The sequence below is a fragment of the Bradyrhizobium sp. T-1 genome, assembly GCF_053592855.1.
Map to the genome: position 1 here is coordinate 1502022 of NZ_CM132115.1, position 25316 is coordinate 1527337.

Below are 25316 nucleotides of genomic sequence, written 5' to 3' on the forward strand. Positions count from 1 at the left end.
TAGTTAACGTTGGGGATCCAGGAAGATGACGTCGCCGGGCGGTGGTTGCCTATACAGCTGCTCCACTTCAACGGTGCGGCGCGCCAGGAGCAGCCTTTGATTGATATATCCTTTGTCGGTAATTTCGTTGGCTTCCGCGGACGGTGCTTGCCTGAGTATTAGAGCGCGGCGGATCTGCGCGGCTCCGTCTCGGTCCTGGGCGAGCGTTCGTAGCATCTCGGAAACCCGAGCCCGGACCTTGGGATGAAGTGCTAGATCGCTGAAGCTGCAACTAGCCAAGTCAAGAGAGATGCGCCGGCATCCCTGCAAGCTTGGAACGATCAGGAGGGCAGGCTCGGCTCGGTCATGTCCTGCCACGACCACGTCTTCGACGACGGGCGCACCGGCTGCAATGGCTTTGATCCGGAGCTCTCCAACAAAGACCCAACGACCGTTGGAGAGCTTGAAATTCTCGCCGATGCGGCCGTCGAAAGTGAATCCGGCCGTTGGATTTTCTGGATCGATTAGCTTTCCAGCGTCGCCCGTTCGAAAGAATCCATCCTCATCCAGGACTGAGTTATCCAGGTCGGGACGACGCCAGTATCCCGGTGTAATACTCGGCCCTCGGATCCGAAGCTCCAGCTTTTGGTCAACTGGTGCAAGCTTGATCTCGACGCCGGGTAGCGGCAGGCCGATATTGCCAGCGCGTTCGACATTGAAATGAACCAGTGTCGCGGCGGCCGTACTCTCCGAGAGGCCCCATCCCGTCATCAGTCGAAGTTGCTCATTGCCGGACTTCTTCGCCAGTGCTTCGTAGCGCCGCCACAGCGGAGGGGGCATATCCGCACCGGCGTAGAAAATGACCTTAAGCCTTCGAAAGAAAGCTTGCGCCAACTCGGCATCCTCCTCGAGAAAAGGCAGGAGGGTCTGATAGCCATGCGGGACATTGAAGTACAGCGTGGGACTGACGGAGCGCAAATTCGCGACAGTCCTGTCAATAAGGCCCGGAACGGGGCGCCCGTCATCAATGTACAGCGAGCCACCATGTCGCAGTGCCATCAGTAGATTATGGTTGGCGCCGAACGCATGGCTCCAAGGCAGCCAGTCAAGGAGTACGGGAGGATTGTCATGCAGGAATTGCCACAGCTGGGCGATCCCCTGCTGGTGCGCGGTCAACATTCCGTGAGTCGTGATGACGCCCTTGGGTTGGGCCGTTGAACCCGATGTGAAGGTGATGCGCGCGACCGCGTCGGCTGTTACGTTAGCCGCGGCAACCGCTACTTCATCGTTCTCTTTGTGGCACGCTAGCAGGTCGGTGAGGGATAACCAGCCCTCACTAGCGCCGTTCAAATCACTGACCACGATGCGAGTACCTGCGCGCGCAACGGCTCCAATACTCCGGCCATAGGATTGAGCGTCGGCCGCATAGATGATGGCCGGGTCGGTTTGATCAACAATTGAACGGAGCTTCTCGAAATCTTGCGAATTTTTCGCATAGCCCGGGGAGGTAGCGACGACCGGCACGCCGATGTGTTGAGCGGCCAGCGTCATCAGCAAGACGTCGATTGAATTGTCCGAGAGGATCGCCAGCGGTCTTGTGGTCGATCCTCCGAGAGCAAGAACTGCCGCGGCCAATGCACCTACGCGGTCTCTGACCTCCGCATAGGTCAACGACGACCAGCCATTGCCGCTCCGCTCCGCAATAAAAATCCGGTTGGGCACGCTGGTGACCGTGGCATCCAACATTGCGCCAATTGTTGCAGGAAATGCCTCCAGTGTCTGCGGCGATCGGAAGACCATGGCTCCGTCGGGCCTTCGCTCGATAAGAACCGCTGCCGGCGCGAAATCAGTTGCGCCGGAGACTATTCGCTGGTCTTCGTTCGATCTGGTTTCTTGGGCCGACATCACTATTCACCGGGGTACAGCGTGGCGCCGGACGCGACCATGCGATGGAGGAGTGGTGGAGGATCGAATCGTGGACCATGCGCTTTCGCGAGCTCATCGCACTCCTGCTGGAAGCGATGAATGCCGATCGAATGAACGAGACTGATTGGTCCGCCGAGATGGGCAGGAAAGCTCCATCCAAGTAGCGCGCCAACGTCCGCATCAAGAGGATCGGCAACGACACCTTCGTCGAGGCAGCGCAAAGCCTCGACAGCTTGAACGTGAAGAAATCGCGTTTTGATTTGGGCAACGGATGGTTGCCGCGCAGCCCAAGGAAAGTGGTTTGCAATTTCTCGATACAGTGTCTTTCCGTCAGGGCCGTAGTCATAGAAACCTGCACCAGCCTTTCGACCAACCCTCTTCAGCTTGTCGTGAAAGACGGAAATTACCCGATCAGCGGCCGGGGGATCGTAGGAGTCTCCAAGATCCGCCTGCGCCTGGCGCATGAGCCGGTACAAGAGATCAAACGAAACCTCGTCCGCCAAAGTGAGCGGTCCAACGGCCATGCCCGCCTGCCGGGCTCCGTTCTCTATGAGCTCGGGCTGGACGCCCTCTGCAACCATGGCGAGACCTTCGTTGAGATAGGCGGTGAAGACGCGCGTCGTATAGAAACCTCGCGAGTCCGACACGACGATGGGCACCTTGCCAATCAGCTTGATGAAATCCATTACACGCGCCAGACATCCGTCCGATGTCTTGTCTCCCTTGATGATCTCGACAAGTCTCATTCGATCAACTGGAGAGAAGAAATGGATTCCGACGAAATTCTCAGGACGACGGGATGCTTGAGCGAGCCCGGAAATAGGAAGGGTCGATGTATTGCTGCCTAATACGGTGGTGTCCGACAATATTGCGTCTGCCTCACGGATGACTTCTGCTTTAATCGACCGGTCCTCGAAGACCGCCTCGACGACAATGTCGCAGTTTACCAACTCGGAGATTGAGACAGTCGGAATGATACGATTGACGACCGCCGATGCCTCTTGGTCGCTCATGCGACCGCGCTTGACTGCTCGCTGAACGATCGCTGAAGCCGACCCACGGCCCTGCTCGGCCGCGGCGAGCGTTTTGTCCAATAGAACAACGTCCAGTTTTGCGTTGGCCGCGGCGTAGGCGATTCCTGCCCCCATCATGCCGGCTCCAATGACGCCAACTTTGGCGATTTCGGCTTTTGGGTAGGCCTGTGGTCGGCGCTTCAGTTTCGCCGCGTCGGCCACTCCGAAAAAGGAGACCCTCGTCAAATTGACAGCTTCTTGCGAACAGAGACATGCCGTGAAGTGGCGAGCTTCCGCCATCAATCCGCTATCCATATCTGTTAAGCACCCCTCATAAACGCTCGAGAGGATGTGACGGGGGGCAGGAAGATTGCCCATAGTCTTCGCGTGCACGCGAGCCGTTTCAACTGCGAAAACGGAATACATGGTCGCAACATCAAGCGGACCGTCGGGCACAACAAACCCCCGACGATCCCAAGGCTTCACGGAGCTTTCCTTAGAGCTTGCTGTGACCCACTTTGTGGCCGCGGCCATCAATTCCGACGGCTCGACGAGCTCATCGACGATCCCATCCGCCAGTGCGTCCCTTGGGCCGATTCGTTTTCCTTCCAGGAGGTAAGGCAGAGCCTTTCGGACGCCAATCAGCCGCGGTAGGCGTTGCGTACCGCCGGCTCCCGGCAGCAATCCCAGCGTTACTTCGGGTAGCCCCAATACGGAACCAGGGCGCTCGACCATGATGCGGCGATGGCAGGCCAGCGCTATCTCAAGGCCACCTCCCAGCGCTGATCCATTGATTGCCGCAACAAACGGCTTCCCACCAACTTCGATCGCTCGAAGGATGTCTTGAACCTGCCGCGTATTTGCGTGAACGACCATGGGATCACGGTCAGCTATGATTTCCGTTAGGTCGGCCCCCACTATGAAGTCTCGTTTGCCTGAGGTGACAATGACACCGCAAATGGTTTGATCGTCTATGGCCGCCTTCGCCAGGCGTGCAAACAGATCCAAAGTCTTCCGGTTCATAACATTGACCGGTCGACCGGGAAGGTCCCATGTAATGACAGCGATATTGCCTTCGACAATCTCGCAACGAAGTGAATCGCTCATTCCTTATACTCTCTCGATAATAGTCGCCGTCCCCATTCCCGCACCAACGCAAACCGTAACGAGGCCAGTAGCAAGGTCTTTACGTTCCATCTGGTCCACGATTGTCCCGATCAGCATGGCTCCGGTGGCCCCAAGGGGATGTCCCATCGCGATGGCGCCGCCGTTCGCGTTGACCGAACCGCTATCGAAGCCCATCGTTTCCATGAAATGGAGAGGAACGGCGGCAAACGCTTCGTTCACCTCAACCAGATCGATGTCTGCGGTTGTCATCCCTGTTCGATCGAGCACGCGTTGCGTGGCTCCAGGCGTTCCGCTTAGCATTAGCGTCGGCTCGCTTCCTATCGATGCGTAAGCGAGTATACGAGCTCGCGGTTTCAGCCCGGCCTTCTGGCCAGCTCGCTTGGAGCCAAGCAGGACTGCCGATGCTCCGTCGACCATGCCCGAGGAGTTGCCGGCATGATGCACATGGTTTATCCGCTCGAGTTGCGGATAGCGCTTGAGCATGATTGCATCGAAGCCATCCTCGGAACCTGCCCGTTCGAATGCCGGAGATAGTGCGGCCAACGACTGCATTGTCGTCTCGGGACGGAGGTGTTCGTCTTTGTCGAGGACGGTTAGGCCGTTTTCATCAATGACCGGCACGACCGAACGGGTGAAGTAGCCTTGTTGCCACGCCCACGCGGCCTTCTGTTGCGACAAGTGAGCGAAGGAATCGACGTCGCCACGTGTGAAGCCGAACAGTGTAGCTAGAGCATCCGCGCCGATGCCCTGCGGAACAAATCCTGTCTTGGTGGCCACCGCAGGATCGGAATGGATGGCCCCACCAGCAGCGAGTATTGGAATTCGCGAAAGGGATTCGACGCCGCCAGCGACAACGAGATCGCACATCCCCGCGGCAACTTGCGCTGCGGCGAGATTACACGCGTCCATTCCGGATGCGCAGTAACGGTTGATCTGCACGCCAGGCACTGATTGGTCGTAGTCCGCCATGAGGAGAGCGGTTCGGGCGATATCGGATCCCTGTTCACCGATTGCTTCGACACATCCGATCATGACATCGTCGAGCATTGACGTGTCGAGTGCGTTTCGATCGCGCAGCGCAACCAGCACGGTTTTCAAGAGCTCAACGGGTGTGATGTGTCTGAGCGCCCCTCCACGTCCGGCGCGGCCGCGAGGCGTTCGGACCGCATCATAGATGTAAACGTCCACCTGGTTAGCTCCGCTAGTTCTAATTTCCTGAGGCGGCCCCCACGCCGCTACGAACTGGTAACGACGTGCAAAACGCTGTGCCGCTTCATCTAGGTCATGCTAAAGGAGTGGGTCAACCGACCGGCTCGGTTAAATAAGATGCGACGCAACGGTTATTCGCGACGAAGATTGCGACGCAAACACAATGAGATGCGAATCTTTCTATTTAATCCGATTGGCGTGGCAAACTTGGACCCAATAGGCGCTTGCGGCCGAAGCTGACAAATTTATTCTCCGGCTCGCATTTAAGCAGTCGAAGCTGTTTCTAAGACTGTATCGCCCGAAAATGCGTATCGGGCGACCTCATTCCGATCAGCCTCATCGGGAATAAGTCAGGTCCCTCGTTACGGGCTCGTCGTCTTCAGTAAGCGACGACATATCGCCTCTGCACTTCTGGCGATGGTTTGCGCGTTAGGTAGCAGTGCAGCTTGCAGAGTGGGGCTGGATGGCATGCGGACGTCTGGCGTTGTCAGACGCTCGATCCTAACCGCGACATCGGGGAGCAGTTCTTGGATGCGCAAGGCTACTTCACCGGCGAATCCGCCAGTCCGAACCGCCTCATGCACGATCAGCACTTTGCCCTGAGCCTGTTTGACGGTGTGCGTGAGTGCGTCCTCGTCAAGTGGGTTCAGCCAACGAAGATCCAGGACAGCAGCTTCGATACCGCGAGTTGCAAGTTCGTCGGCAGCGGCAAGCGATGGTGCAACCATCGTGCCCCAAGTAACGATTGCGATATCACGGCCCTCACGACGCAACCGAGCTTTGCCGGCCTCCTCTGGGACGTCTGTCAAGTTGACCAGCCCGCTCACTTGGTAGAGGCTGCGCGACTCAATGACTACGCACGGGTCGGGATCGGCCGCGGCGGCACGGAGCAAGGCATAAGCGTCAGAAGCCGTTGCCGGAAGCGCGACCTTTAAGCCCGGCACATGAGCTAGGATCGCCTCGATTGATTGAGAATGCTGCGCGCAAGACCCTGGCGTTGCTCCTTGCTGAGTTCGCACAATCATCGGAACTGAGGCTTGGCCGTGTGTGAGGTACCGAACGTTCGCGGCTTGGTTCACTAGTTGATCCAGCGCTACGAATATGAAATCCGACCACATGATCTCTACGATTGGCTTCATACCGCCAAGCGCCGCGCCAACGGCTGATCCCAATATGGCGTTCTCCGCAATCGGCGTATCAAAAACACGGTTGGCTCCAAAATCCCGCTGCAAATATCGACTAGCGCTGAATATGCCGCCGCTTTTACCAACATCTTCCCCATAGATCAGCGTCGCGGGATCGTTCTCGAGCTCCGTTCTAAGGGCAGTATTGACAGCCTGAATGTAGGTCATCTCGCGGGTTTCGATGACGCGAGGAGTGCTTGACTTCCCGACCTCTGCGACAACGTGTGCAGTTGCATGCGCGGGATCTGGATCTGGCAACGCCATGACGAATTCGCCTAACTCTTCTGCGGCCCTTTCTTGCTCTGTTTGCAATTTGTCAACTTCGTGAAGTGTCATTATCCCTGCTTCAACGATCCGCTCGCTGAGAGCGCGAAGTGGATCGAGAGCTTCAGCCGCTCGCTTGTCCTCCTTCGATCTATAGTGCTCCACGTCGCGGTTGTAGTGTCCCCACAAGCGAGGCACGCGACACTCAAGGAGGCTCGGCCCGTCACCTTTGCGGGCTCGAGCTGCAGCCATAACGAAGCTGTCGCGGACTGCGAACGGATCAGCGCCATTGATTGTCGCTGCTGGGATGCCGTATCCACTTGCTCGTTGTGCAAGCCGCTCGACGCAGAACATATCGGTCGTGGGAGTGAGCTCCGACCATCCATTGTTCTCGACGACGAAAACTACAGGCAGTTTACGAACGGCCGCAAAGGCGAATGCCTCATGCACCGCGCCTTGGTTCATTGCGCCATCTCCGATGGTGGCGACGACAATGCGCCCGTTCTGATGGGCAACGTTCGCCAGCGCGACGCCGCAAGCAATTGTGGTCCCGGCGCCAACGATGGAGTTCTCTCCAATGAAGCGCGTGTGCGGGGCCATCATATAGGCAGATCCGGCTCGGCCCCCGTTGAGGCCATCCGCTTTTTGGCAGATTTCGGCCATCACCGAGCGCGCCTCGATTCCCGAAGCCAGCGCCCAGCCATGGCCGCGGTAAGTGGCGACGATTTGGTCGTCCTCGCGGAGACCGGCAATGGCACCCACCGGAACAGCTTCTTGGCCTGCACAAAAGTGCATTGATCCCGCAACCCGAGGTGGATTGGTCTGCGTAAGCGACCAGGCTTTCGCTTCCACGGCGCGGATAAACGCGATCCGCGCCAGCATCTCGCGCGCAAAATTAGAATCCTGAGGGCGAATTGCGGACGATTTGATCGGTGTGCCGGCATTCATACGGTTTGCTCCAAATTGTGCGCTGCACTTTGTTTGGGTTTGGCAGGCGGGAGGTGGCCCAAAGCTTGATCGTTTTATGATATCTGTTATCACAGTATGTAGCCTGACCGCTCGTCACGGTCTAGCTTTCCGATCGTCTGCTTTCAGGATCTCACGGGAGAGGGCATGAAAATAGAGTGTGTGGAATCGTTGCTCATTGGCGGCGCACACTTCGTCGAAGTGACGACCGATAACGGTATCAAGGGCTTAGGGCAGTCCGGATGCTGGGCTTATCCTGAGGCGGTGGGCGCTGTCGTCAGCAAATTCGAAAGCTACCTGGTTGGCAAAGACCCTCGCCGCACCGAACACCACTGGCAGCAGCTCTATCGCATGGGGCCATTTCGCGGCTCCATCCTTGGCGGAGCGCTAAGCGCCATCGATATCGCACTATGGGACATCAAGGGTAGGTACTATCAAGCGCCAATCTGGGATCTCCTGGGAGGCAACTGTAGAAACCGGATCCGCCTTCAATTGCTGATCCTTGGAGATTTTGATCCCCAAACCATTGCAAACAAGGCGCTGGAAGGGGCGGAGCAAGGGTTCACAGCGATCAAGTTTGATCCAATCCCGACCGCGGCAGGCGACTTGTCACTTGACAGGCTTGTGCACGCGGTCACCGAGCGTGTTGCTGCCGCGCGTGCTGCCGTGGGACGTGACATCGACATTATCCTTGAATTGCACCGGAGATTGACGCCATTGCAGGCTCTGTCAGTTATCGAGTGCGTGCGGCAATTCAATCCATTGTTCGTCGAAGATCCGATTCAGATCGACAGCATTGTCAGTCAATCGGAGATCGCCCGCCGCGTGAACGTTCCGATGGGAAACGGCGAGCGCCTCAACACCATATGGGAATTTCGCGAGTTACTTGCGCTCGGGGGCAGCCAATACGTGCGACCGGACTTAGGACTTGCGGGCGGCATAACCCATTGCAAGAAGATCGCAGCGATTGCTGAATCGTTCCATGCAGCCGTCGTCAGCCACAATTTCCTTGGCCCCGTGCTAACGGCTGCGTCGGCGCATCTTGATTTCGCAATCCCCAATTTCGTCGTCCAAGAATACTCACAAATTGACGAGGCGGCTTCGGCGTCCGCATATGTCAGCAGTCTTCAGCGCGAGGGCGGATATCTTATGTTGCCAGAGGAGCCCGGGCTCGGCGTTCGGCTGTCGTCCACGCGAGACGTCTGGCTCAGTCCCCTGTCGTGCGATCTGCACCAGATTCCGCTGAGATCAGATGGCTCTGTCTCGTACTCTGTCTAACCAACGGCCACCGTCATCCGGACTTGACTGTGATAACAAATAACGTGTATCAGTCGAATCAACCAAGAATGATTGGAAGGAAGCGTGGATGCATTCGGATGCGCCCCAGTTTGCGGGAAAGGTTGCGGTCGTCACCGGTGGCACGCAGGGAGCAGGCGCTGAGATAGCCCGACTGCTGGCTGACCGCGGCGCTGCGGGACTAGTTATTGCCGGGCGCAACAAAGATCGCGGCGCCAACGTCGCAGCGGAGATTACATCTCAAGGGTGTCGAACTGTGTTTGTGCAGGCCGATCTTGCCGATCACGTCTGCGCGGCAAGAATCATCCGCGCGGCCGATACGACTTTCGGCAAGGTCGATGTTCTGGTCAATGCAGCTGGAGACACCAGCCGTGGAACGATATTGGACACATCTGTTGAGACCTTCGATCGTCTCTTCGCTGTGAATGTCCGGGCGCCCTTCTTTCTTATCCAAGAGGCCGCGAAAATAATGCGCCGCGAGCGCATAGCTGGCGCGATCCTAAACATTATCAGCATTTCAAGCCACGGCGGTCAGAGCTTCATTTCCCCGTATTGTGCCTCAAAGGGCGCTCTTGCGACCCTGACCCGCAACGTCGCCTTTTCGCTTTTGTCCGATCGGATACGAGTGAACGGTCTTAACATCGGTTGGACCAATTCGCCGGGTGAGCGCGCAATGATGTCCTCCGTGCTCGGCGCCAACTCCGACGCATGGCTCGCTGACGCCGCTGCCAAGCTACCCTTCGGGCGAATGGTTGAAACGCGCGAAGTCGCTCGCGCCGCCGCCTTTCTGGCCGGCCCGGAGTCGGGACTTATGACTGGCTCAATCGTCGACTTCGATCAGGTCGTGATCGGCTGTTTCGATGCAGGACCCCAGCCTGCAGCTCCGGTCGTGGATCCTCATCCTTTGTAGGTGCATCAATTCAAGCTCGCCAAGACTCTAGGGAGATTTTCGCAGTGGATACAACTTGGCATGTGGAATCTAAACATGGATCGTTCGAGCTCCACTCTCGTGGTGGAATGCTCGGCAACGTCACGTTCAAATCGGGTGATCGTTCGATCAAACCATTCTACGAAGCGCCTTGGATTGGAGCCTCGGACACCTTCGAGCCTCCTCTTCTCAACCATCTTCGCAGCGAATTCCCCTGCGTGCCCTTTGGTGTTCCCCACGCCGCGGAAAGCGCGACGGCTCCGTGGCGCTCAAGTCTCGCTGGTGGAACTGCCGACCGCGAGGGCAAGCTCGATCCGAGTGACGATATCCTCCATGGATATTCGTCCATCTCAAATTGGGAGCTTATTGGTCAGGAGGATGGGGAGATCCAAATCGGGATCACGTACCCGGAAACTTCACCAATTCGTCGTTTGACCCGAACACTGCGAGCGGATCCGGATCGTCCAGCCATTGACTTCACGCTGACAATCGAATCTCGCGAACAAGCCCGTCGTCCTGTTGGTCTCCATCCAAACCTAGCGCTGCCGGCGGTTAACGGTGCCGTCCGGCTCAAGCCCGGCAGATTCCTGTTCGGCGTGGTCCATCCCGCGGGACCCGAGCGTGGAGTCTCTCGCGCCGAGCCAGGTGCATTCTTCGAGAATCTTGAGCGGGTTCCGACCATTGGTGGCGAGCGCGAGTCGTTTGCACGATTGCCCTTCGCTCACGACACCGAGGAAATCCTCCAGCTCTGTGGCACCGACGGCACGATAACGCTCGTGTGTGAGGCGGCAGGGGTGCGCTATCGGTTGAGTTGGGATTCGTCGATTTTGCCGTCTCTCTTGCTCTGGATCAGCAATCGAGGGCGCAGCTACGCTCCCTGGAATAGTCGCAACCTGTGTCTTGGCGTTGAACCGCTAGCGGCTGCGTTTGACCTGGGAAGTCCGGCAGCGCTGGCGCAAAATCCGATCAACGAAAAAGGCGTGCCCACGGCTGTCAAGCTGACGCCAGGTGCTCCGACAACGATCAGGTACTGCTTCGAGGTACTCGATCTCTAACGAGCGCCATTGCTCGCGTGCTCAAAATGACGTCGGAAGTGCGGGGAACGATTGATGGCATCTGAGTTCGATCTGTCCGGGAAAGTCGCCTTGGTAACAGGCGCGGCGCGAGGACTGGGAGCGGCGGCATCGGTCGCTCTTGCAAGGGCCGGTGCAACCATAGCAATGACTGATGTCGACGAAGCCGCACTTCTTTCGCGAGGTGTAGAATTTCAGAAACATGGCTGGTCCGCGAGCGCCGATCGGCTCGATGTCACTGATGACCTGGCCATCAAGAGCGTGATCGAGAAGACACTCGACCGTCACGGCCGCATCGACATACTTTTAAACAACGCGGGCGTGATCTTGCGTAAGCCCCTTCTTGAGACGAGCGCCAGCGAGTTTCGGCGGGTCTTGGACGTCAATCTCGTATCCATGTTCAGTCTCGCAGCCGCCGTTTCACAATCCATGATCGCTCGGAAGTATGGCCGTATCATCAATCTCTCTTCGATCATGGGACATGTCGGTCGAGCGGGGCAGGCGACTTACGTGGCGGCAAAACATGGCGTCGTTGGGCTTACGAAGTCGCTTGCGGCCGAATTTGGTCCCCATGGGATCACCAGCAACGCTGTCGCTCCCGGTTATTTCTATACTGAGATGAACCGACAGATTCTCGATGATCGGTCCTTCCACGACTCGGTCGTGGCGCGGACACCGCTGCGTCGCTGGGCAGAACCGGATGAACTCGGTGGCACGATCGTTTTTCTTGCCTCGCCGGCATCAGGCTACGTCACTGGGCAGACGATAACTCTCGACGGCGGCATGACTGTCACGGTGCCTGGACCGCAAACGCTGACCTAAGGGTCCGAAATCGCTTTGGCCTCAGGACGAGGAGAGGGAAATGGGTAAATCGATAGTTGTGAGTGCGCTAGTTGCTCTTGGCCTAACGACCGGGACCGTAAACGGCCAACAGCCCGATTGGCTGCCCTCGCCGTTACCGAGGCCGCTCAATCAAATCACCATCGGCTTCTCGACCCTCGGCTCGGGGGTGAACAGCTATGTCGCGACCTACTACCAGACTTTCAATGCATACGCGAAGGAACTGGGGGTCAAGACGGTCGTCCTTGACTCCCAGGTTGACGCCGCCAAGCAGTCTGATCAGATTCGGGATCTCATTGCCCAAAAGGTCGATGTCTTGATCGCTTGGCCAGTTAACGCCAAGGCAATCGTGACGGCCCTTCGCCGTGCACATGACGTGGGCTTGCCCGTGGTCGTCACGAACTCACAAGCCGATCCGGCTGCAGATGCGTACGTGACTACATTCTCGGGACCGGACCACTATGGAGAGGCCCAGGCCGCCGCCGAAATGATGAACAAGGCGCTCAACGGCAAAGGCAATGTCGTGCTGATCGGCGGCCTGCCCGGGTACACAGTTGCGCAGCAGCGAGAGAAGGGTTTTCTCGACGCAATTGCGAAATATCCAAACATAAAGATCCTCGATAGCCAGCCGGCCAACTGGTCGCGAGAGAAAGCTCAGTCCGTAATGGAGAGCTATATCGTTCGCTTCGGTGACACGATCGACGGTGTCTACTCCGCAGATTCGGACATGGGTGTTGGCGCGTTGAGCGCCGTGAGAGCCGCGGTTTCAGAAGGAAAGCTCAAAGCCGGTCATATCAAGTTTACTGATTGCACGTTGTTTGCCGCTGGATACGACGCGATCAAATCGGGTGACTATTACGGCTCGGTCTTGCAGTCACCGGTTCTTGACGCGCGGTCAGCGCTTCAAGCGGCCATCCGGATCGCAGAGAGCCAGAAGGTCGAGAAGACGCTCTACTTCGATACACCCGCCATCACTCTAGACAATATCAATCAGTTTGAGAGGCCGAGCTTCTGAGCACGACCATTCGGCCGGGGTACTCGGGATATCCGTAGCCGCTGATGAGGCAGATGCCAGTGGGACTGAATGAGCGCACCTTCGGAAGGAGAACCGATGACTGACACCGCCGTGGTAACCGGGGCTTCATCCGGCATCGGAGCTCGTGCCGCCGTGCAGTTGGCTGAGGCTGGGTACAATGTGCTTGGCATCGATGTTGCGGATGCTGCGCAGGGTGGCGTGACGTACGTTAAGGGCGACATCTCCGACACAAATACGTGGGACCAGGTGGACGAAGCTCTTGGCGAGCGAGGGTGGGTCCCTTCCGTGTTTGTCGCGGCCGCGGCCTATTTGAAAGTCGGAACCGTGCTGGACTTGGACGAATCTGCCTGGCGTCGAACCTTTGACGTCAATGTGGGTGGTTTGATCAAGGCATTGCGCCGGTTATTGCCCGGCATGATCGAGCGACGGCGTGGTTCGATCGTGACGGTCGGAAGCATCGATTCCTTCATGGCCGAACAGGGGCTGGTCTCCTATTGCGCCTCGAAAGGGGCAATCCTGCAGTTGACGAAGGTCTTGGCGTTAGACCACGCCCGGGACGGGATTCGGGCCAACTGCGTCTGCCCCGGGGTGACCGATACGCCGTTCTTCCGCAGACATCTCGATACCGCCGTGGACCCGACGCGGTTTCTGAGAGCGCGAGAGCAGCGGAATCCACTCGGACGTCTTCTCGACCCGGATGAAGTTGCCCGCGCGATAGTCTTTCTCGCTTCGGATTCAGCGTCTGGGATCACAGGCGCGCAGATCGTGGTCGATGCCGGGCTGACCGCCGGTTTTGACTTTCGAACAGGAGAAGAAGGCTCCTAGAAGCGCGTTTTGATGATGCAGGCCAGATTTCAGGTTAATATTGGCAGGGAGGACGAGACATTCTTGGAGGGCCTGAACCAGTGAACGGACTTGCAGCGGTAACCCCCGTCGAACACGAGACTCTCGGTCAGCGGGTTTATGGGCAATTGAGGGAAATGTTGATGGCGGGAAAGTTCGCCCCCGGCGAACGAATCACGCTGCGCACTTTGGCGAGCGCTATCGGGACGAGCCCGATGCCAGTCAGGGACGCCTTGAGACAACTGATGGTCGACCAAGCCATTGAGCTGCTGCCAAACCGGACCTTCCGTATCCCCCTTATGAATCGAAGTCGATTCTTGGAGCTGCGCGACATCCGTGTGAATCTCGAAGGTATGGCCGTGGAGCGCGCCGCCAAGGAGATCAGACGGGATGAACTTTATGAGGCAGCTCAATATTCCGCGAATTTTAATCGCGAATGCGACGCATCAAGCCCGGATCCTGGTGAGCTCATCGTATTCAACAAGAACTTCCATTTTACGATCTACCGCGCAGCTCGGATGCCCGTGCTGCTTCAGATGATTGAGGGGCTCTGGCTGCAGATCGGACCGGTTCTGAATTATGATGTGCGGTCAGGCTCCGAGCGCATTAGCAAACGCATCCCCTGCGAACATCATGAGCGGCTCCTTCAAGCTCTCCGCGCTGGGGACGGTGAAGAGGCAAAGCAGGCGCTTGCCGCAGACCTCAACAGTGCCTGTGCCTACATCCTGGCTCAAAATCGACTGCCAAACTGACGTCGGAAGGGGATACGTAAGTGCCAGCAAGCCCGATAATTGATAGCCATCTGCACATTTGGGACCGGGAAGCGGTATCGATCCCCTGGTTGGCATCGGATGCTCTGCTGGATCGGTCATTTTCCTTGGCTGATTTCAACCTCGCATGTGGGCGGACAGTAGTCGAAGCCATGGTGTTTGTGGAATGCGACGTCGCGGCAGCCGACGCTTTGCGCGAGGTCGCCTGGGTCTCGCAACAGGCAAAGCAAGATCAACGTATCCGTGCCATCGTTGCCCACGCGCCTCTCGATCAGGGAGTGCTCGCGCTTCCCCATCTCGAACAGCTCTCCCGTTTTAATTTGATACGAGGCATACGGCGGCTAATTCAGGCCGAGCTCGATCCCGAGTTCTGTACCCGACCTCCGCTGGTCGAAGGTGTTCGGTTGCTGTCTCGGTTTAATTGGTCGTTCGACGCCTGCATCGTTTCTCCTCAGCTGGAGAATTTGACCAGGCTGGTCGATATGTGTCCAACCGTCTCGTTTGTTCTCGACCATCTTGGCAAGCCAAGAGTCCGAGAGAAGCAACTCAATCCGTGGCGCGCCCAGATGTTCGAGCTTGCGCGACGGGATAACGTCGTTTGCAAACTTTCCGGGGTCGCAACGGAGGCGAGTCATACGACATGGACCTACGACGACCTTATACCATTCATGGACACTGCGCTTGACGCATTCGGACCCAAGCGGATCATGTTCGGTGGAGACTGGCCGGTCGCTACCCATGCAGTTACCTACGAAAATTGGGTTGCCACCGTAGACCGACATCTTTCGGAATTATCGGAAGATGAAAGAGACGCCATCTATCGTCGGACTGCCTCATCCTTCTATCGGCTGAATTAGTTCGCCGAAGACCGCGGTCAATTCGCAGCGGTAACGCTAATCGAGCTGAACTACCGTTCGGAATATTGGATGAGCTGCTGCGTCGGTCAGAGCGTCCGATAGAGCAAATGCAAAAGAAGTCCGGATAATCAATGACGCGAGTTGCGCATCACCTAAATGCTAGACGGCTCTTGGGCCCGGTCCTCTTGCTTGTCGTCCTTGCCGTTGGAAGCGCCATTCCGGGATTCTTCAGTCTTACCAACCTTACGCAAGTCCTTCGTCAGGTCTCTGTGGCTGGCATCATAGCGTCTGGCGTCACCTTCGTCGTGATCGCTGGGCGTCTCGATTTGTCCGTTGGTTCGCTGCTTTCGCTCTGTGCGGTGACGATCGTGAACCTTCATGATCGATGCTCCCCGGAGCTGGCGATGGCTGCAGGGTTGGCCATTGCCATTATTGTCGGATGCGTCAACGGTCTCCTCGTTGCCGTGCTTCGTCTCAATTCCATGATTGCAACCCTCGGCATGTTGTCACTTCTTCAAGGCGTGAGCCTGCTCTACTCGAGTGGTCAGAATGCTTTGATCGCAACTCCAAACCAAACCTGGTTTGCACTGTTCGGACGAGGATACTTCTTCGGCATTCCAATGCCGGTGATCATCCTAATTGCCTTCGCGGCGGCAATGGCGGCTATTCTCGAAAGATCTAATTTTGGTCGTCGTCTGATGGCCGTCGGCGGTAACGAAACGGCCGCGGTCTTCGCGGCAATTAGTGCAAGCAAGATAATTTTTGCCGCTTACGTCATTTCGGGTGCGGCTACCGGCCTTGCGGCGATCGTATTGGGCTCGCGCGTGATGGCAGCACAAAACGATTCCGGTTCAGGTTATGAGCTGGCCGTGCTTGCTGGCATCATACTCGGTGGGGCGAGCCTGGTTGGTGGGTCGGGCAGCGTCCTGCGATCTGTCTTCGGGGTTATTTTGCTTGGGGTCATCCAAAACGCGCTGCTGCTAGTCGGTATGCCATATTATTTTCAGTGGTTGATCACCTGGGCAATCATCATCGGCGCCGCATGGATAGATATAGCATCAACTCGTGGGAAGATCTTTGCATGACTGTTTCGTTGCTCAGTGAAACAGCAGATAAGGCGCCACTCGCAAATCTGCTGTCCATCATTCGCCGTGAGTACGTCTGGCCAGCTACGGTACTGTTGATGGTAGTGTTCTCTCTCACCACGCCTCACTTCCTCTCGGCCTATAATCTTTCAAACATACTCTTCGAAAGCACCCTTGTTGGACTTCTGGCTGTCGGACTGACGCCAGTTGTGATCAGCGGAAACATTGACCTAACAGTTGGCGCCGTCGTCGGCCTGTCTGCGTGCTTGGTGACAAAACTCGAAGCGCTGGGCCTTGGGATCTCTATTGGCTCGACGCTCGCCGTAGGCGCCGCACTGGGCCTGTTCAACGGACTTCTGGTCGAAAGGCTTGGCATCAGTTCCTTCATCGTTACCCTAGCGGGCATGATCGGAATCAGAGGGCTGGCGTTTCTCTACGCAGGTAACACGTCTGTATCACCGATTGATGGCCGGCTCTCAAATCTGAGCGATCTATCGGTCGGGCCAGTCGGGGCTATTCCTTTGCTTTTTCTCTTTAGCGTTGCGGGCTTCCAATGGATTCTCAATAGGACGGTCCATGGTCGCAACACGTTTGCAATTGGAGGTAATCGCGCCGCGGCCGTAGACGCAGGCGTTCTGGTCTCGCAGCACGTCATTGCGAATTTTGTTCTCTGTGGACTCATGGCGGCTGTATGCGGCGTCGCAATGGCTGCGAATCTTGGAGCGGCCGCTCCGAGCTTTGGTCGAGACTACGAACTCTGGGCGGTGATTGCTGTCGTCCTGGGTGGGACTCGTCTTCGGGGAGGAAAGGGAAGCGTGATTGGGACCTTCGCTGCGGTACTGGCGCTGGCGATCTTACGCAATGGCTTAAACCTGCTGAACGTCCCCCCTTTCTTCATTCCACTGATTATCGGAACTGCGCTGATTGTCGCGCTTGTTTTGGATCGCGGTTTCGGGAAGCGCGCCGGACCGACTGGGGAATAGCCACATTATTGAGGTCGGACCGTCGTGAAAAACCATTCGTCTGCTACTCCCCAAGGTGACACAGCCACGGTGCTGGAAGCTCGCCGCATCACCAAAGTATTTCCCGGGACGCGTGCCCTTTGCGATGTGTCGTTCGAAGTACGGGCCGGCGAGGTGCACGCGCTTTGCGGTGAGAACGGCGCGGGCAAGTCGACTCTCATGAAGGTTCTCGCGGGATGCCTCCGCCCTGACTCTGGAACCATCCATCATCGCGGTGAAGGCGTGACGTTCCAGAATCCTCTTCAAGCCCGCCGACGAGGCATTCTCCTGGTACATCAGGAAATTTCATTAGTTCCTGGCCTCAGCGTGGCTGAGAACATCTTCCTCGGAAATATACCGACACAGAGTTTTGGGCGCGTTGACGAGAAGGCTATGCGTCGGCATGCACGAAGCGTGCTCGCGGAATGCGGCTATGACATTCGAGCGACAGAAATGGTAGGTGATCTTCCCGTCGCGAAGCAGCAAATGGTTGAGATCGCGCGGGCGACTGCATTCAAATCGTCTATCGTGATTTTTGATGAACCGACGTCTTCACTCACAGACCGTGAGACACAGGTGTTGTTTTCGAATATCGAGCGCCTTCGAAGCCAAGGCGTAGGTATTGTCTATATTTCACACAAGATGAGCGAGGTGTTTGCGCTCGCTGATCGCATTACGGTTCTTCGAGACGGCCTTGTTACGGGCTCACTTCCGAAAAAGTCGACCGACGAGCGAGAAGTAACAAGCCTGATGATTGGCCGTCCCTTCGACAAATATCTCGAGCGAGCGCAGTCAAAGTGTGGGGACGAACTGCTCCGGCTGGAAGGGGTTGCCATCGAGGGATTCGCTTCCGGGGTGCACTTATCCGTTCGCGAAGGCGAGGTCTTGGGACTGTACGGGCTAATTGGTGCTGGCAGGTCAGAACTTGTCGAGGCTGTCTTTGGTTTACGGGCCATCCAGCAGGGAAGACTGTACTGGAGGGGCGTACTTCGGACGATCCGTTCTACACGCGATGCTGTGGATCTCGGTATCGCACTAGTTCCTGAGGATCGAAAGAAGCAAGGCCTCGTACTCGGCATGGGTTCTCAACCGAATGTCTGTCTTGCAGTACTCTCGAAACTTGGAACGGTAGGTTTTCGTCGTTCGAGCAGAGAGTCCGAACTTTTCAACGCATACCGCAATCTGCTGCAAATCAAACTGTCGAGTCCTCAAGCTGCTGTTTCTACGCTCAGCGGCGGCAACCAACAGAAGATCGTACTGGCAAAATGGCTTGCGACCCGACCAAAACTTCTGATCCTTGACGAGCCAAGCCGAGGTATCGATGTCGGCGCCAAAGCTGAGGTTCACAGGCTTATTGGCGAGTTAGCGAGTCAAGGGATGGGCATCATCCTCATCTCATCGGAAATGCCCGAGATCCTGGGCCTAAGTCATCGGATCGCCACCTTCCGACACGGCGTCGTCAGCGGTGTTTTTCCGACTAAGGGAGTCACGGAGGACATCCTGATTAGGCACGTTATGCCTACGAACTGAGCGGATTCCATCAGGGGGAAGCAAATGAAATTGTCCATGGGCATCTTGCGGCTGACCGGCGCGCTGTCCTCGTTGCGCGCGCGCCTGCGCCTGCGCCTTCGGCTGGGGCTGAAGGGTAATCTGCTTCTGGCGCTGTTCGCCGTTGCCGGCATGTCGATCGTCATTAGCGCCGCCGCGAGCGTGGTGCTCGGACGGCTCGGGCACACTATGGTCGACCTCGGCGGACGCGATGTGCCCCGCTTGACCGCCAGCCTCGAGCTGTCGGGCCTGAGCGAGAGCCTGTCCGCCAAGGGACCGGCGCTGCTGGCCGCCAAGGACGAAGCGGCGCGGCTCGAGCTGACCCAGAACCTCAAGGACACCCAGGCGACCGCCATGGCGAAGCTGGGTGACATCACGCGGCTCGGGGGCGACAAGCCCATCGTCAGCGCTCTCGGCGATACCATCAAGAGCATCGACGACACCGTCGACAGCTTCGGCAGCGCAGCCAAGGAACGCCTCGACATACTCGCGGCGCGCAACAAGATGTACGAAACCCTGCGCGGCACGCGCGCACAGTTCGTCAAGGAGGCCAACCCGCTGCTGAAGCAGGCCGAGGAGCGCCTCACGACGCTGCTCGGATCCTCGGACTTCGACACTGACACAGCGCGCGCCAATGCCAATGAGCTCAACTATCTGTTCGGCATGGTGGCGATCACCAACGGCATGACCGCCGACATGATGGCGGCGTTCGCCGCGACCGACGACCTCGACGCGCTGCAATCCTCGTTCGACGCCTCGCGCAAGCGCGTCGAGCCGCTCTTGCAGTTGCTCTCCGGTAACAACGGCGCCGCCGCGCTGGTCGACGAGGCCCGAAAGCTGATCGCGCTCGGCCAAGACAAGAAGGGCAGCGTATTCAAGCTGCGCCAGAAGGAGCTCGACGCCGCGGACTACGCCGACCTCATTCTCGACGAGACGCGCAAACTGAACCGCGGCCTCGACGTCAGCGTCAAGCAGCTGGTCGAAGGCGTGCGCACCAACACCGACGCCACCATCGCGGGCGCGCAGAAGACGGTGTCGGTCGCCTCCGCGATCATGATCGCGCTCGGCGCGCTGGCGCTAGTCGGTTCGGCGCTGTTCGTCTGGCTCTACGTCGGCCGCAACATCCTGCGCCGGATCGGTAACCTGCAGCTGGTGATGCAGAGGCTCGCCGACGGCGACATGAGCGCCGACGTGATGAGGGGCCGCCAGCAGGATGAAATCGCGGCGATGGCCGGCGCCCTTGAGGTGTTCCGCGCCGGCCTCGTTAAGGCGCGCGACATGAGCGCCGCGCAGAACCAGGACCGAGCCGCCAAGGCGGCGCGCACCGCGCGGATTGAGCAGGAAATCGAGCGCTTTGAGGCGAGCGTCCGCGCCTCGCTCGACGGCCTGATCGCCTCTTCCGACTCGATGCAGTTGACGGCGCAGGGCATGACCGCGACCGCGACCGGCTCGAGCGAGCTCGCCAACGCGGTAGCGGCGGCGGCCAAGGAAACCTCGATCAACGTGCAGACGGTGGCGGCCGGCACCGAGGAACTGTCGTCGTCGATCGAGGAGATCAACCGTCAGGTCAACAGCTCTTCGCAGATCGCCAGCAAGGCGGTCGCCGAGGCCGGCCAGACCGATGCCACCATGCAGGGTCTAGCCGACAGCGCGAGCCGGATCAGCGTGGTGATCGACCTGATCCAGACCATCGCCTCGCAGACCAACCTACTCGCGCTCAACGCCACCATCGAGTCGGCGCGGGCCGGGGAATCAGGCCGCGGCTTCGCCGTGGTGGCCTCGGAGGTGAAGACGCTGGCGAGCCAGACCGCGAAAGCCACGGAGGAAATCCGCGCCCAGATCACCCAGATGCAGGAGGTCACGAGCTCGGCGGTTGGCGCCATCCGCAGCATCGGCCAGACCATCGGTGAGATGAGCGAGTACACCGCCATCATCACCGCCGCCGTCGAGCAGCAGGGCGCCGCCACGCGCGAGATCGCCCGCAACATCCAGCACGCCGCGATCGGTACCGCCGGCGTGTCGAGCAATATCGTCGGCGTCAGGCAGGCTTCGACCGAAGCCGGCGCTGCCGCCGAGCAGGTGCTGAGCGCCTCCAGTGACCTGCGCCGCGAAGCCGACCAGCTCCGCGCGAGCATTCACGCCTTCCTTATCGGTATCCGCTCCGCGTGACGGCGGCCGCACTCCGGCGAGCTATTGTCAAAAAATGGTAGGGCCCTAAGCGCGCCGCTGCGGCGCGCCCGAAGGCCCAGATGGGTCTGTCGGAGCGGCGGGCCTGCACGATCCTCGGCGCGGATCGGCGAATGATCCGCCACCGGTCTCGCCGCCTTCGGATGCGGAGCTTCGTGCCCAGCTGCGCAATCTCGCCCATAAGTTCCGACGGTTCGGCTACCGTCGGCTGTTCAACCCCGAGGCGCGTTCGTGCTGCGTGTACGTAGGCGCGGCCTCACAAACCTAACAGCTATCAATCGCGTGTGCTGGCCAGTCAAGGCCATCGAAAGCGGTGGCGCACCCGACACGATTCGAACGTGTGGCCTTCGCCTTCGGAGGGCGACGCTCTATCCAGCTGAGCTACGGGTGCTTACCGCTTACGCAGTGCTTACGCGGATTTCGCGATGAGTTAAGCCTCAACACGTAGCCCTCGCAAGCCCTTGCAGTACAATACTCTTTCTTCCTCACTTTTCACACCCGCCGGCTTGACACGTGCCTTCGGAGGGCAAACGTCGCCGCTTACCGATCGTGGACCAACGCTATTCACCAATCGCAAGAATCGCGTGTTCCGAGCCCGCGCAACGCGATAGTGGGTTTCGCGATGTAGCGAACCTCCGGCACCTCGCCAAGCACTCATGCCACCATTCTAAGGTGTCGAAAGATTACGCGGAGCTTCCACGCGACGTACCGAAGCTGGGTCCACCTTTGCCCAGCGATCTTGGCCGACCGATCGTTGCTTCACAAACATCGACCGGCCCACTTGCCATTGATGCCGAGCAACAGCGGACCAATCAAGAGACCGAGGCGGCCCGCACTAGCAAGGTCTTTGCGACGACTGTGGCCCGCCCTGCAACGGCCACTCCGACAAGCGACAGTTCGACAAGCGGACCGACGTCTTCCGACGACGCGTATGCACAGAACGGACAAGATCGCAAAATCGCCTTCGTCAACGCGCAAGTCGATCGGCGAACGACAAGTCCGGATCGCCTGGTAAAGCCAGCTTCACCGTTTGTCGTTCAAGCAGGCACGATCATTCCCGCAGCGCTCATCACAGGGATTCGCTCCGACCTTCCAGGTCAAATTACGGTGCAAGTGACCGAGAACGTGTTCGATACCCCGACGGGACGAATTCGTCTTGTGCCGCAGGGAGCGCGTCTCATAGGCACTTACGACAGCCAAGTCTCGTTCGGACAGTCGCGCGTGCTGCTCGTGTGGACCAGACTGATCATGCCGAATGGCCGCTCCATCGTGCTTGAAAGGCAACCTGGAGCGGATATTGCCGGATACTCCGGTCTCGAGGACGAGGTGGACAATCATTGGAAAGAGTTGTTGGGGGCCGCTGCTTTGTCAACCCTGCTCGGCGTCGGCTCCGAGCTCGGATCAGGAACGGACAGTGGGTCCAACAGCGCAATTCTTCAAGCTCTTCGCACCGGCGCAGCAAGTTCCCTGAACCAAACCGGACAGCAGGTCGTTCGTCGGAACATAAATATCCAGCCTACGCCAACGATACGACCTGGATTCCCCGTCAAGGTAATTGTCAATCGTGATATCGTCCTGGAACCATACAAAGGTTAACCGATGGCGAAGTTGAAGATCGACGCTCTCGCCGATGACAAGCCGGTGAAGATCAGCGTCGAATTGCCAGCATCTCTACATCGCGATCTCGTCGCATACGCGGAGGCGTTAGCGCGTCAGAGCGGGCAGCCGATCAGCGATCCGGCAAAGCTCATCGTTCCCATGCTCACGCGCTTCAAGGGCACGGACCGCGCGTTCGCGAAATTCCGGCGCGTCACTCCTCCTTAACAAGCGGATAGCGCTCGGAGAGCATAGTTAGAAAGTTCTTGAGTGCCGAACTTTCATTGTCGCCGCGCCAAATGGCCGAAAAGCCGATGCGACTTGGTCCTGTTCCATCGCGTAGTTCTCGATAGACAAGATCGGCGAAATTTGCGCCCGTGTCAGACTCCAGCACGAGAATAACTCCGAGGCCCATGCTGATTAAGCTTTCTATCACGCCTCGACTGACATCATGCCGTTCAATGCGTGGGCGTTCGCAAGGCACGAGAAGTTGGCGTTAAGGAGGGTTTCGAACTCGTGTCCTGGATCATATTGACTGAGTAAGACCGTCTCGCTGCGCAAATCCGTCCAGTGAACCACATCCCGTGTGGCTAAGAAATGATTGTTCGGCAGAACGACCAAAAGGCGTTCACTCCAGAGCGGAGCTGTCTTGCAGTCGAACGGTGAGGCATCGCCTGTCGAGATATGTACATCGACAAATCCGTTGCGGAGAGCGGTAGTGAGATACGCTCTTGATCGTTCGATTGTCCCCAGTTCGACCTGCGGAAATCTCGTTCTGTACTCAAGGAGAGTTGCTCGCAGGTTTCCTGCAGTGAGCGACGTGCAAAAGCCAACGACCAAACGTCCTGCTTCGCCGCGGCCGTTTGCCGTTGTTGCCGAGGTGAGTATCTCTACCTGCTCAAGGATCGAACGAGCTCTCCGTAGAAACTGACGACCCAGCGGTGTTGCTCGAACTCCCCCGCTAAATCTTTCGAAGATATCTAGGCCAAGAAAATGCTCAAGCGTCAGGATAGAGCGACTGAGCGTGGATTGTTTAATAGATAACGCCTCTGCCGCTTGTCGAAAGCTACCGTATTCCTCGGCGGCTATCGCGTGCTCCATTCGCTTTAAATCAATGCGCAGACGCCCGCCTTGCTGTCGTTTGTCTTGGTAGTTCGAACTTTCGGTCATCAACGCGTCTTTGCATTCAGTTGAGCGTGAAGGTGAGTGGCAAACGGAACCGAATTTGTTTGAGGGTTGAGAACAATTGTTGTCGACTAAAAGAGAATGGGAGTGCGCTTACAGCAATCGAATCCTATTATCGAAGTGATCAGTGATCATGTATGGAGAGCGGCGCGCGGAAAAGTCGTGCCTGTTCCTGCCGTCGAACTTATGATGGACGCACGCTATTCATTCCGTACCTCGAAGCGGCTCGCGGAGTTGATATCACATTGATCTACGGGGCCCCGCCGGGCGGTCACAATGTGGTTTTGCGACGTAACAATCTCCACCGGCGCCTCCCTGTTTACGTAGCTCGCTCTGGTTCCTGATGTAGCAAGCGACGCAAATGGCTTGCGCTAACTCGACCCGTTGCCGTCCTTGAGATTTGATCGGTCTATCTAATCCAACGAAGCTCCCGATTCGGCGATCCGCTGCGCCTGACGTTCGGATTCATCGCGGACCATTTCGGCGAATTGCGTCGGCGTGCTCGACATCAGGTTGAAGCCGAATGCGCCTAGCCTGGCATTCACCACCGGCTCACTCAGGGTCGTGGCGGTGGCATCAGCAAGCGTTATGCGCAGAGCTTCCGATGTTCCTGCAGGTGCAAAGATGCCGAGCCAGCCACCCTTCCCGTAGTCCGAGATACCCAACCCAAAAAAAGTAGGAACGTTCCGAACGACTGTGTTCGGTTCGTCTCCCGTCACAGCCAGTGCACGCAGCTTCCCGCTCTTGACCAGTTCCGAAACACTGCCGACCGAGAAGAAGCCGCAGTCGATGATACCGTTCATAAGATCGGTCAGCGCGGGTCCGTCGCCTTTGTAGGGAATGTGATCTAGGTTAATTCCGAGCTTCTTTCCCAACGCAAAGCCATAAAGGTGGTTTGCCGAACCGACGCCGAAGGATCCGTAAGTTGCGCGACCCGTCTTGCGAACGCGGTTGACCCAGCCTTCGAACGTCGTCTCGGGACTATTGCCAGGAATCACAAAAGCAAAGGTTGTCGTGGCAAGTGCCGTCACGGGTAACAGTTCGGCGAATGGATCGACAACCTTCGTCTTCTTAAAGAGGAACGGATTCATTACGAGCGACGTGTTCGTCACCAACAAGGTGAGCCCGTCCGGGTTCGAACGCGCAACTTCGGAAGCGCCAATGTTGCCCGTCGCGCCGACTTTGTTCTCCACGATGTAGGTGACTCCGAGATGCCTTCGATACCCCTCGGCCATCACGCGTGAAAGCGTGTCGGCCGGGCCTCCGGGCGAAAACGGCGCGATGATCCTCCCAGACTTGCCGGCGAATTCGTTCGCCGCAGCCGGGCCGGCCAGGTCCATTAGCGCAGCGGTGGAGAGCAATTTCAGCACGAGGCGCCTATCGATCATTGCCATTGCTCCTT

At 57.9% G+C, this 25316-nt stretch carries 22 protein-coding genes, 1 tRNA gene and 1 pseudogene; 15 read left to right on the forward strand and 9 right to left on the reverse strand.

Annotated elements, in window-relative coordinates; translation table 11 throughout:
* Window positions 1-3: 3 nt before the first annotated feature.
* The 4 genes from ACWAT4_RS07250 to ACWAT4_RS07265 form a co-directional block, all read right to left on the reverse strand.
* The gene (locus ACWAT4_RS07250; protein ID WP_449730150.1) at window positions 4-1884 is read right to left on the reverse strand and encodes a feruloyl-CoA synthase; all 1881 of its coding nucleotides are present in this window, start codon (window positions 1882-1884) and stop codon (window positions 4-6) included.
* 2 nt (window positions 1885-1886) lie between these two features.
* Entirely contained in the window at window positions 1887-4025 is a 2139-nt protein-coding gene (locus tag ACWAT4_RS07255) for an FAD-dependent oxidoreductase (protein WP_449730151.1), read from the reverse strand.
* 3 nt (window positions 4026-4028) lie between these two features.
* Window positions 4029-5234 (reverse strand): acetyl-CoA C-acetyltransferase, encoded by a 1206-nt coding sequence (locus tag ACWAT4_RS07260; protein ID WP_449730152.1) that lies wholly within the window; start codon window positions 5232-5234, stop codon window positions 4029-4031.
* Window positions 5235-5617: 383 nt separating this feature from the next.
* Window positions 5618-7651: an alpha-ketoacid dehydrogenase subunit alpha/beta gene (locus ACWAT4_RS07265; RefSeq protein ID WP_449730153.1), complete on the reverse strand. Its 2034-nt coding sequence runs from the start codon at window positions 7649-7651 to the stop codon at window positions 5618-5620.
* A 165-nt stretch (window positions 7652-7816) separates the two neighbouring features.
* Between ACWAT4_RS07265 and ACWAT4_RS07270 the strand changes: the two genes are divergently transcribed.
* From ACWAT4_RS07270 to ACWAT4_RS07305, 8 genes are all read left to right on the forward strand, one after another.
* Window positions 7817-8947, forward strand: coding sequence for a mandelate racemase/muconate lactonizing enzyme family protein (locus ACWAT4_RS07270; protein ID WP_449730154.1), 1131 nt, complete (start codon window positions 7817-7819; stop codon window positions 8945-8947).
* An 88-nt stretch (window positions 8948-9035) separates the two neighbouring features.
* Window positions 9036-9875 carry an SDR family oxidoreductase gene (locus ACWAT4_RS07275; protein WP_449730155.1) on the forward strand — a complete coding sequence of 280 codons (840 nt, stop codon included), beginning with the start codon at window positions 9036-9038 and terminating at the stop codon, window positions 9873-9875.
* A gap of 44 nt (window positions 9876-9919) precedes the next feature.
* Window positions 9920-10948, forward strand: coding sequence for an aldose epimerase family protein (locus ACWAT4_RS07280; RefSeq protein WP_449730156.1), 1029 nt, complete (start codon window positions 9920-9922; stop codon window positions 10946-10948).
* 54 nt (window positions 10949-11002) lie between these two features.
* Complete coding sequence (locus ACWAT4_RS07285) at window positions 11003-11788, forward strand: SDR family NAD(P)-dependent oxidoreductase (protein ID WP_449730157.1); 786 nt, start codon at window positions 11003-11005, stop codon at window positions 11786-11788.
* A gap of 40 nt (window positions 11789-11828) precedes the next feature.
* The gene (locus ACWAT4_RS07290; RefSeq protein ID WP_449730158.1) at window positions 11829-12821 is read left to right on the forward strand and encodes a sugar ABC transporter substrate-binding protein; all 993 of its coding nucleotides are present in this window, start codon (window positions 11829-11831) and stop codon (window positions 12819-12821) included.
* Between the two features lie 96 nt (window positions 12822-12917).
* On the forward strand, window positions 12918-13667 hold the full coding sequence (locus ACWAT4_RS07295) for an SDR family NAD(P)-dependent oxidoreductase (protein ID WP_449730159.1): 750 nt from the start codon (window positions 12918-12920) through the stop codon (window positions 13665-13667).
* Window positions 13668-13828: 161 nt separating this feature from the next.
* Window positions 13829-14437: a GntR family transcriptional regulator gene (locus ACWAT4_RS07300; RefSeq protein WP_449730160.1), complete on the forward strand. Its 609-nt coding sequence runs from the start codon at window positions 13829-13831 to the stop codon at window positions 14435-14437.
* Window positions 14438-14457: 20 nt separating this feature from the next.
* Window positions 14458-15312: an amidohydrolase family protein gene (locus ACWAT4_RS07305; RefSeq protein WP_449730161.1), complete on the forward strand. Its 855-nt coding sequence runs from the start codon at window positions 14458-14460 to the stop codon at window positions 15310-15312.
* 152 nt (window positions 15313-15464) lie between these two features.
* Here ACWAT4_RS07305 and ACWAT4_RS07310 read toward each other — a convergent pair whose 3' ends face one another.
* Entirely contained in the window at window positions 15465-15692 is a 228-nt protein-coding gene (locus tag ACWAT4_RS07310) for a hypothetical protein (protein ID WP_449731336.1), read from the reverse strand.
* Between ACWAT4_RS07310 and ACWAT4_RS07315 the strand changes: the two genes are divergently transcribed.
* The 5 genes and pseudogenes from ACWAT4_RS07315 to ACWAT4_RS07335 all read left to right on the forward strand — a co-directional run.
* Entirely contained in the window at window positions 15582-16397 is an 816-nt protein-coding gene (locus tag ACWAT4_RS07315; protein ID WP_449731175.1) for an ABC transporter permease, read from the forward strand. The two genes, ACWAT4_RS07310 and ACWAT4_RS07315, sit on opposite strands and share 111 nt — an antisense overlap.
* Entirely contained in the window at window positions 16394-17380 is a 987-nt protein-coding gene (locus ACWAT4_RS07320) for an ABC transporter permease (RefSeq protein WP_449730162.1), read from the forward strand. The genes ACWAT4_RS07315 and ACWAT4_RS07320 overlap by 4 nt, the downstream gene beginning before the upstream one ends.
* A gap of 24 nt (window positions 17381-17404) precedes the next feature.
* Window positions 17405-18928 (forward strand): sugar ABC transporter ATP-binding protein, encoded by a 1524-nt coding sequence (locus tag ACWAT4_RS07325; RefSeq protein WP_449730163.1) that lies wholly within the window; start codon window positions 17405-17407, stop codon window positions 18926-18928.
* 24 nt (window positions 18929-18952) lie between these two features.
* Entirely contained in the window at window positions 18953-21115 is a 2163-nt protein-coding gene (locus ACWAT4_RS07330; RefSeq protein WP_449730164.1) for a methyl-accepting chemotaxis protein, read from the forward strand.
* Between the two features lie 5 nt (window positions 21116-21120).
* Window positions 21121-21347 (forward strand): annotated as a pseudogene (locus tag ACWAT4_RS07335) (IS3 family transposase); the annotation flags it as partial.
* A gap of 100 nt (window positions 21348-21447) precedes the next feature.
* Here ACWAT4_RS07335 and ACWAT4_RS07340 read toward each other — a convergent pair.
* A tRNA-Arg gene (locus ACWAT4_RS07340) sits at window positions 21448-21524 on the reverse strand.
* 281 nt (window positions 21525-21805) lie between these two features.
* Here ACWAT4_RS07340 and ACWAT4_RS07345 point away from each other — a divergent pair.
* Together ACWAT4_RS07345 and ACWAT4_RS07350 are read left to right on the forward strand one after the other, a co-directional pair.
* Complete coding sequence (locus tag ACWAT4_RS07345) at window positions 21806-22729, forward strand: TraB/TrbI/VirB10 family type IV secretion system protein (RefSeq protein ID WP_449730165.1); 924 nt, start codon at window positions 21806-21808, stop codon at window positions 22727-22729.
* 3 nt (window positions 22730-22732) lie between these two features.
* Entirely contained in the window at window positions 22733-22957 is a 225-nt protein-coding gene (locus ACWAT4_RS07350; protein ID WP_449730166.1) for a DUF2274 domain-containing protein, read from the forward strand.
* On the opposite strand, the gene ACWAT4_RS07355 is transcribed toward ACWAT4_RS07350, so the two are convergent.
* The 3 genes from ACWAT4_RS07355 to ACWAT4_RS07365 form a co-directional block, all read right to left on the reverse strand.
* The gene (locus tag ACWAT4_RS07355; RefSeq protein WP_449730167.1) at window positions 22944-23123 is read right to left on the reverse strand and encodes a type 2 periplasmic-binding domain-containing protein; all 180 of its coding nucleotides are present in this window, start codon (window positions 23121-23123) and stop codon (window positions 22944-22946) included. The genes ACWAT4_RS07350 and ACWAT4_RS07355 overlap by 14 nt on opposite strands.
* A gap of 38 nt (window positions 23124-23161) precedes the next feature.
* A complete protein-coding gene (locus tag ACWAT4_RS07360; protein ID WP_449730168.1) occupies window positions 23162-23899 on the reverse strand; it encodes a LysR family transcriptional regulator in 738 nt (245 codons plus the stop codon).
* A gap of 428 nt (window positions 23900-24327) precedes the next feature.
* Entirely contained in the window at window positions 24328-25302 is a 975-nt protein-coding gene (locus tag ACWAT4_RS07365) for a Bug family tripartite tricarboxylate transporter substrate binding protein (protein WP_449730169.1), read from the reverse strand.
* Window positions 25303-25316: the final 14 nt, after the last annotated feature.

Bases quoted from the DNA above. Each gene is read 5' to 3' on its own strand.
- ACWAT4_RS07290 (WP_449730158.1), top strand. From the start codon at position 11,829: ATGGGTAAATCGATAGTTGTGAGTGCGCTAGTTGCTCTTGGCCTAACG.
- ACWAT4_RS07360 (WP_449730168.1), bottom strand. From the start codon at position 23,899: ATGACCGAAAGTTCGAACTACCAAGACAAACGACAGCAAGGCGGGCGT.
- ACWAT4_RS07250 (WP_449730150.1), bottom strand. From the start codon at position 1,884: ATGTCGGCCCAAGAAACCAGATCGAACGAAGACCAGCGAATAGTCTCC.
- ACWAT4_RS07265 (WP_449730153.1), bottom strand. From the start codon at position 7,651: ATGAATGCCGGCACACCGATCAAATCGTCCGCAATTCGCCCTCAGGAT.
- ACWAT4_RS07350 (WP_449730166.1), top strand. From the start codon at position 22,733: ATGGCGAAGTTGAAGATCGACGCTCTCGCCGATGACAAGCCGGTGAAG.
- ACWAT4_RS07365 (WP_449730169.1), bottom strand. From the start codon at position 25,302: ATGATCGATAGGCGCCTCGTGCTGAAATTGCTCTCCACCGCTGCGCTA.
- ACWAT4_RS07310 (WP_449731336.1), bottom strand. From the start codon at position 15,692: ATGAAGGTTCACGATCGTCACCGCACAGAGCGAAAGCAGCGAACCAAC.
- ACWAT4_RS07295 (WP_449730159.1), top strand. From the start codon at position 12,918: ATGACTGACACCGCCGTGGTAACCGGGGCTTCATCCGGCATCGGAGCT.
- ACWAT4_RS07300 (WP_449730160.1), top strand. From the start codon at position 13,829: ATGGCGGGAAAGTTCGCCCCCGGCGAACGAATCACGCTGCGCACTTTG.
- ACWAT4_RS07285 (WP_449730157.1), top strand. From the start codon at position 11,003: ATGGCATCTGAGTTCGATCTGTCCGGGAAAGTCGCCTTGGTAACAGGC.
- ACWAT4_RS07320 (WP_449730162.1), top strand. From the start codon at position 16,394: ATGACTGTTTCGTTGCTCAGTGAAACAGCAGATAAGGCGCCACTCGCA.
- ACWAT4_RS07330 (WP_449730164.1), top strand. From the start codon at position 18,953: ATGAAATTGTCCATGGGCATCTTGCGGCTGACCGGCGCGCTGTCCTCG.
- ACWAT4_RS07255 (WP_449730151.1), bottom strand. From the start codon at position 4,025: ATGAGCGATTCACTTCGTTGCGAGATTGTCGAAGGCAATATCGCTGTC.
- ACWAT4_RS07270 (WP_449730154.1), top strand. From the start codon at position 7,817: ATGAAAATAGAGTGTGTGGAATCGTTGCTCATTGGCGGCGCACACTTC.
- ACWAT4_RS07275 (WP_449730155.1), top strand. From the start codon at position 9,036: ATGCATTCGGATGCGCCCCAGTTTGCGGGAAAGGTTGCGGTCGTCACC.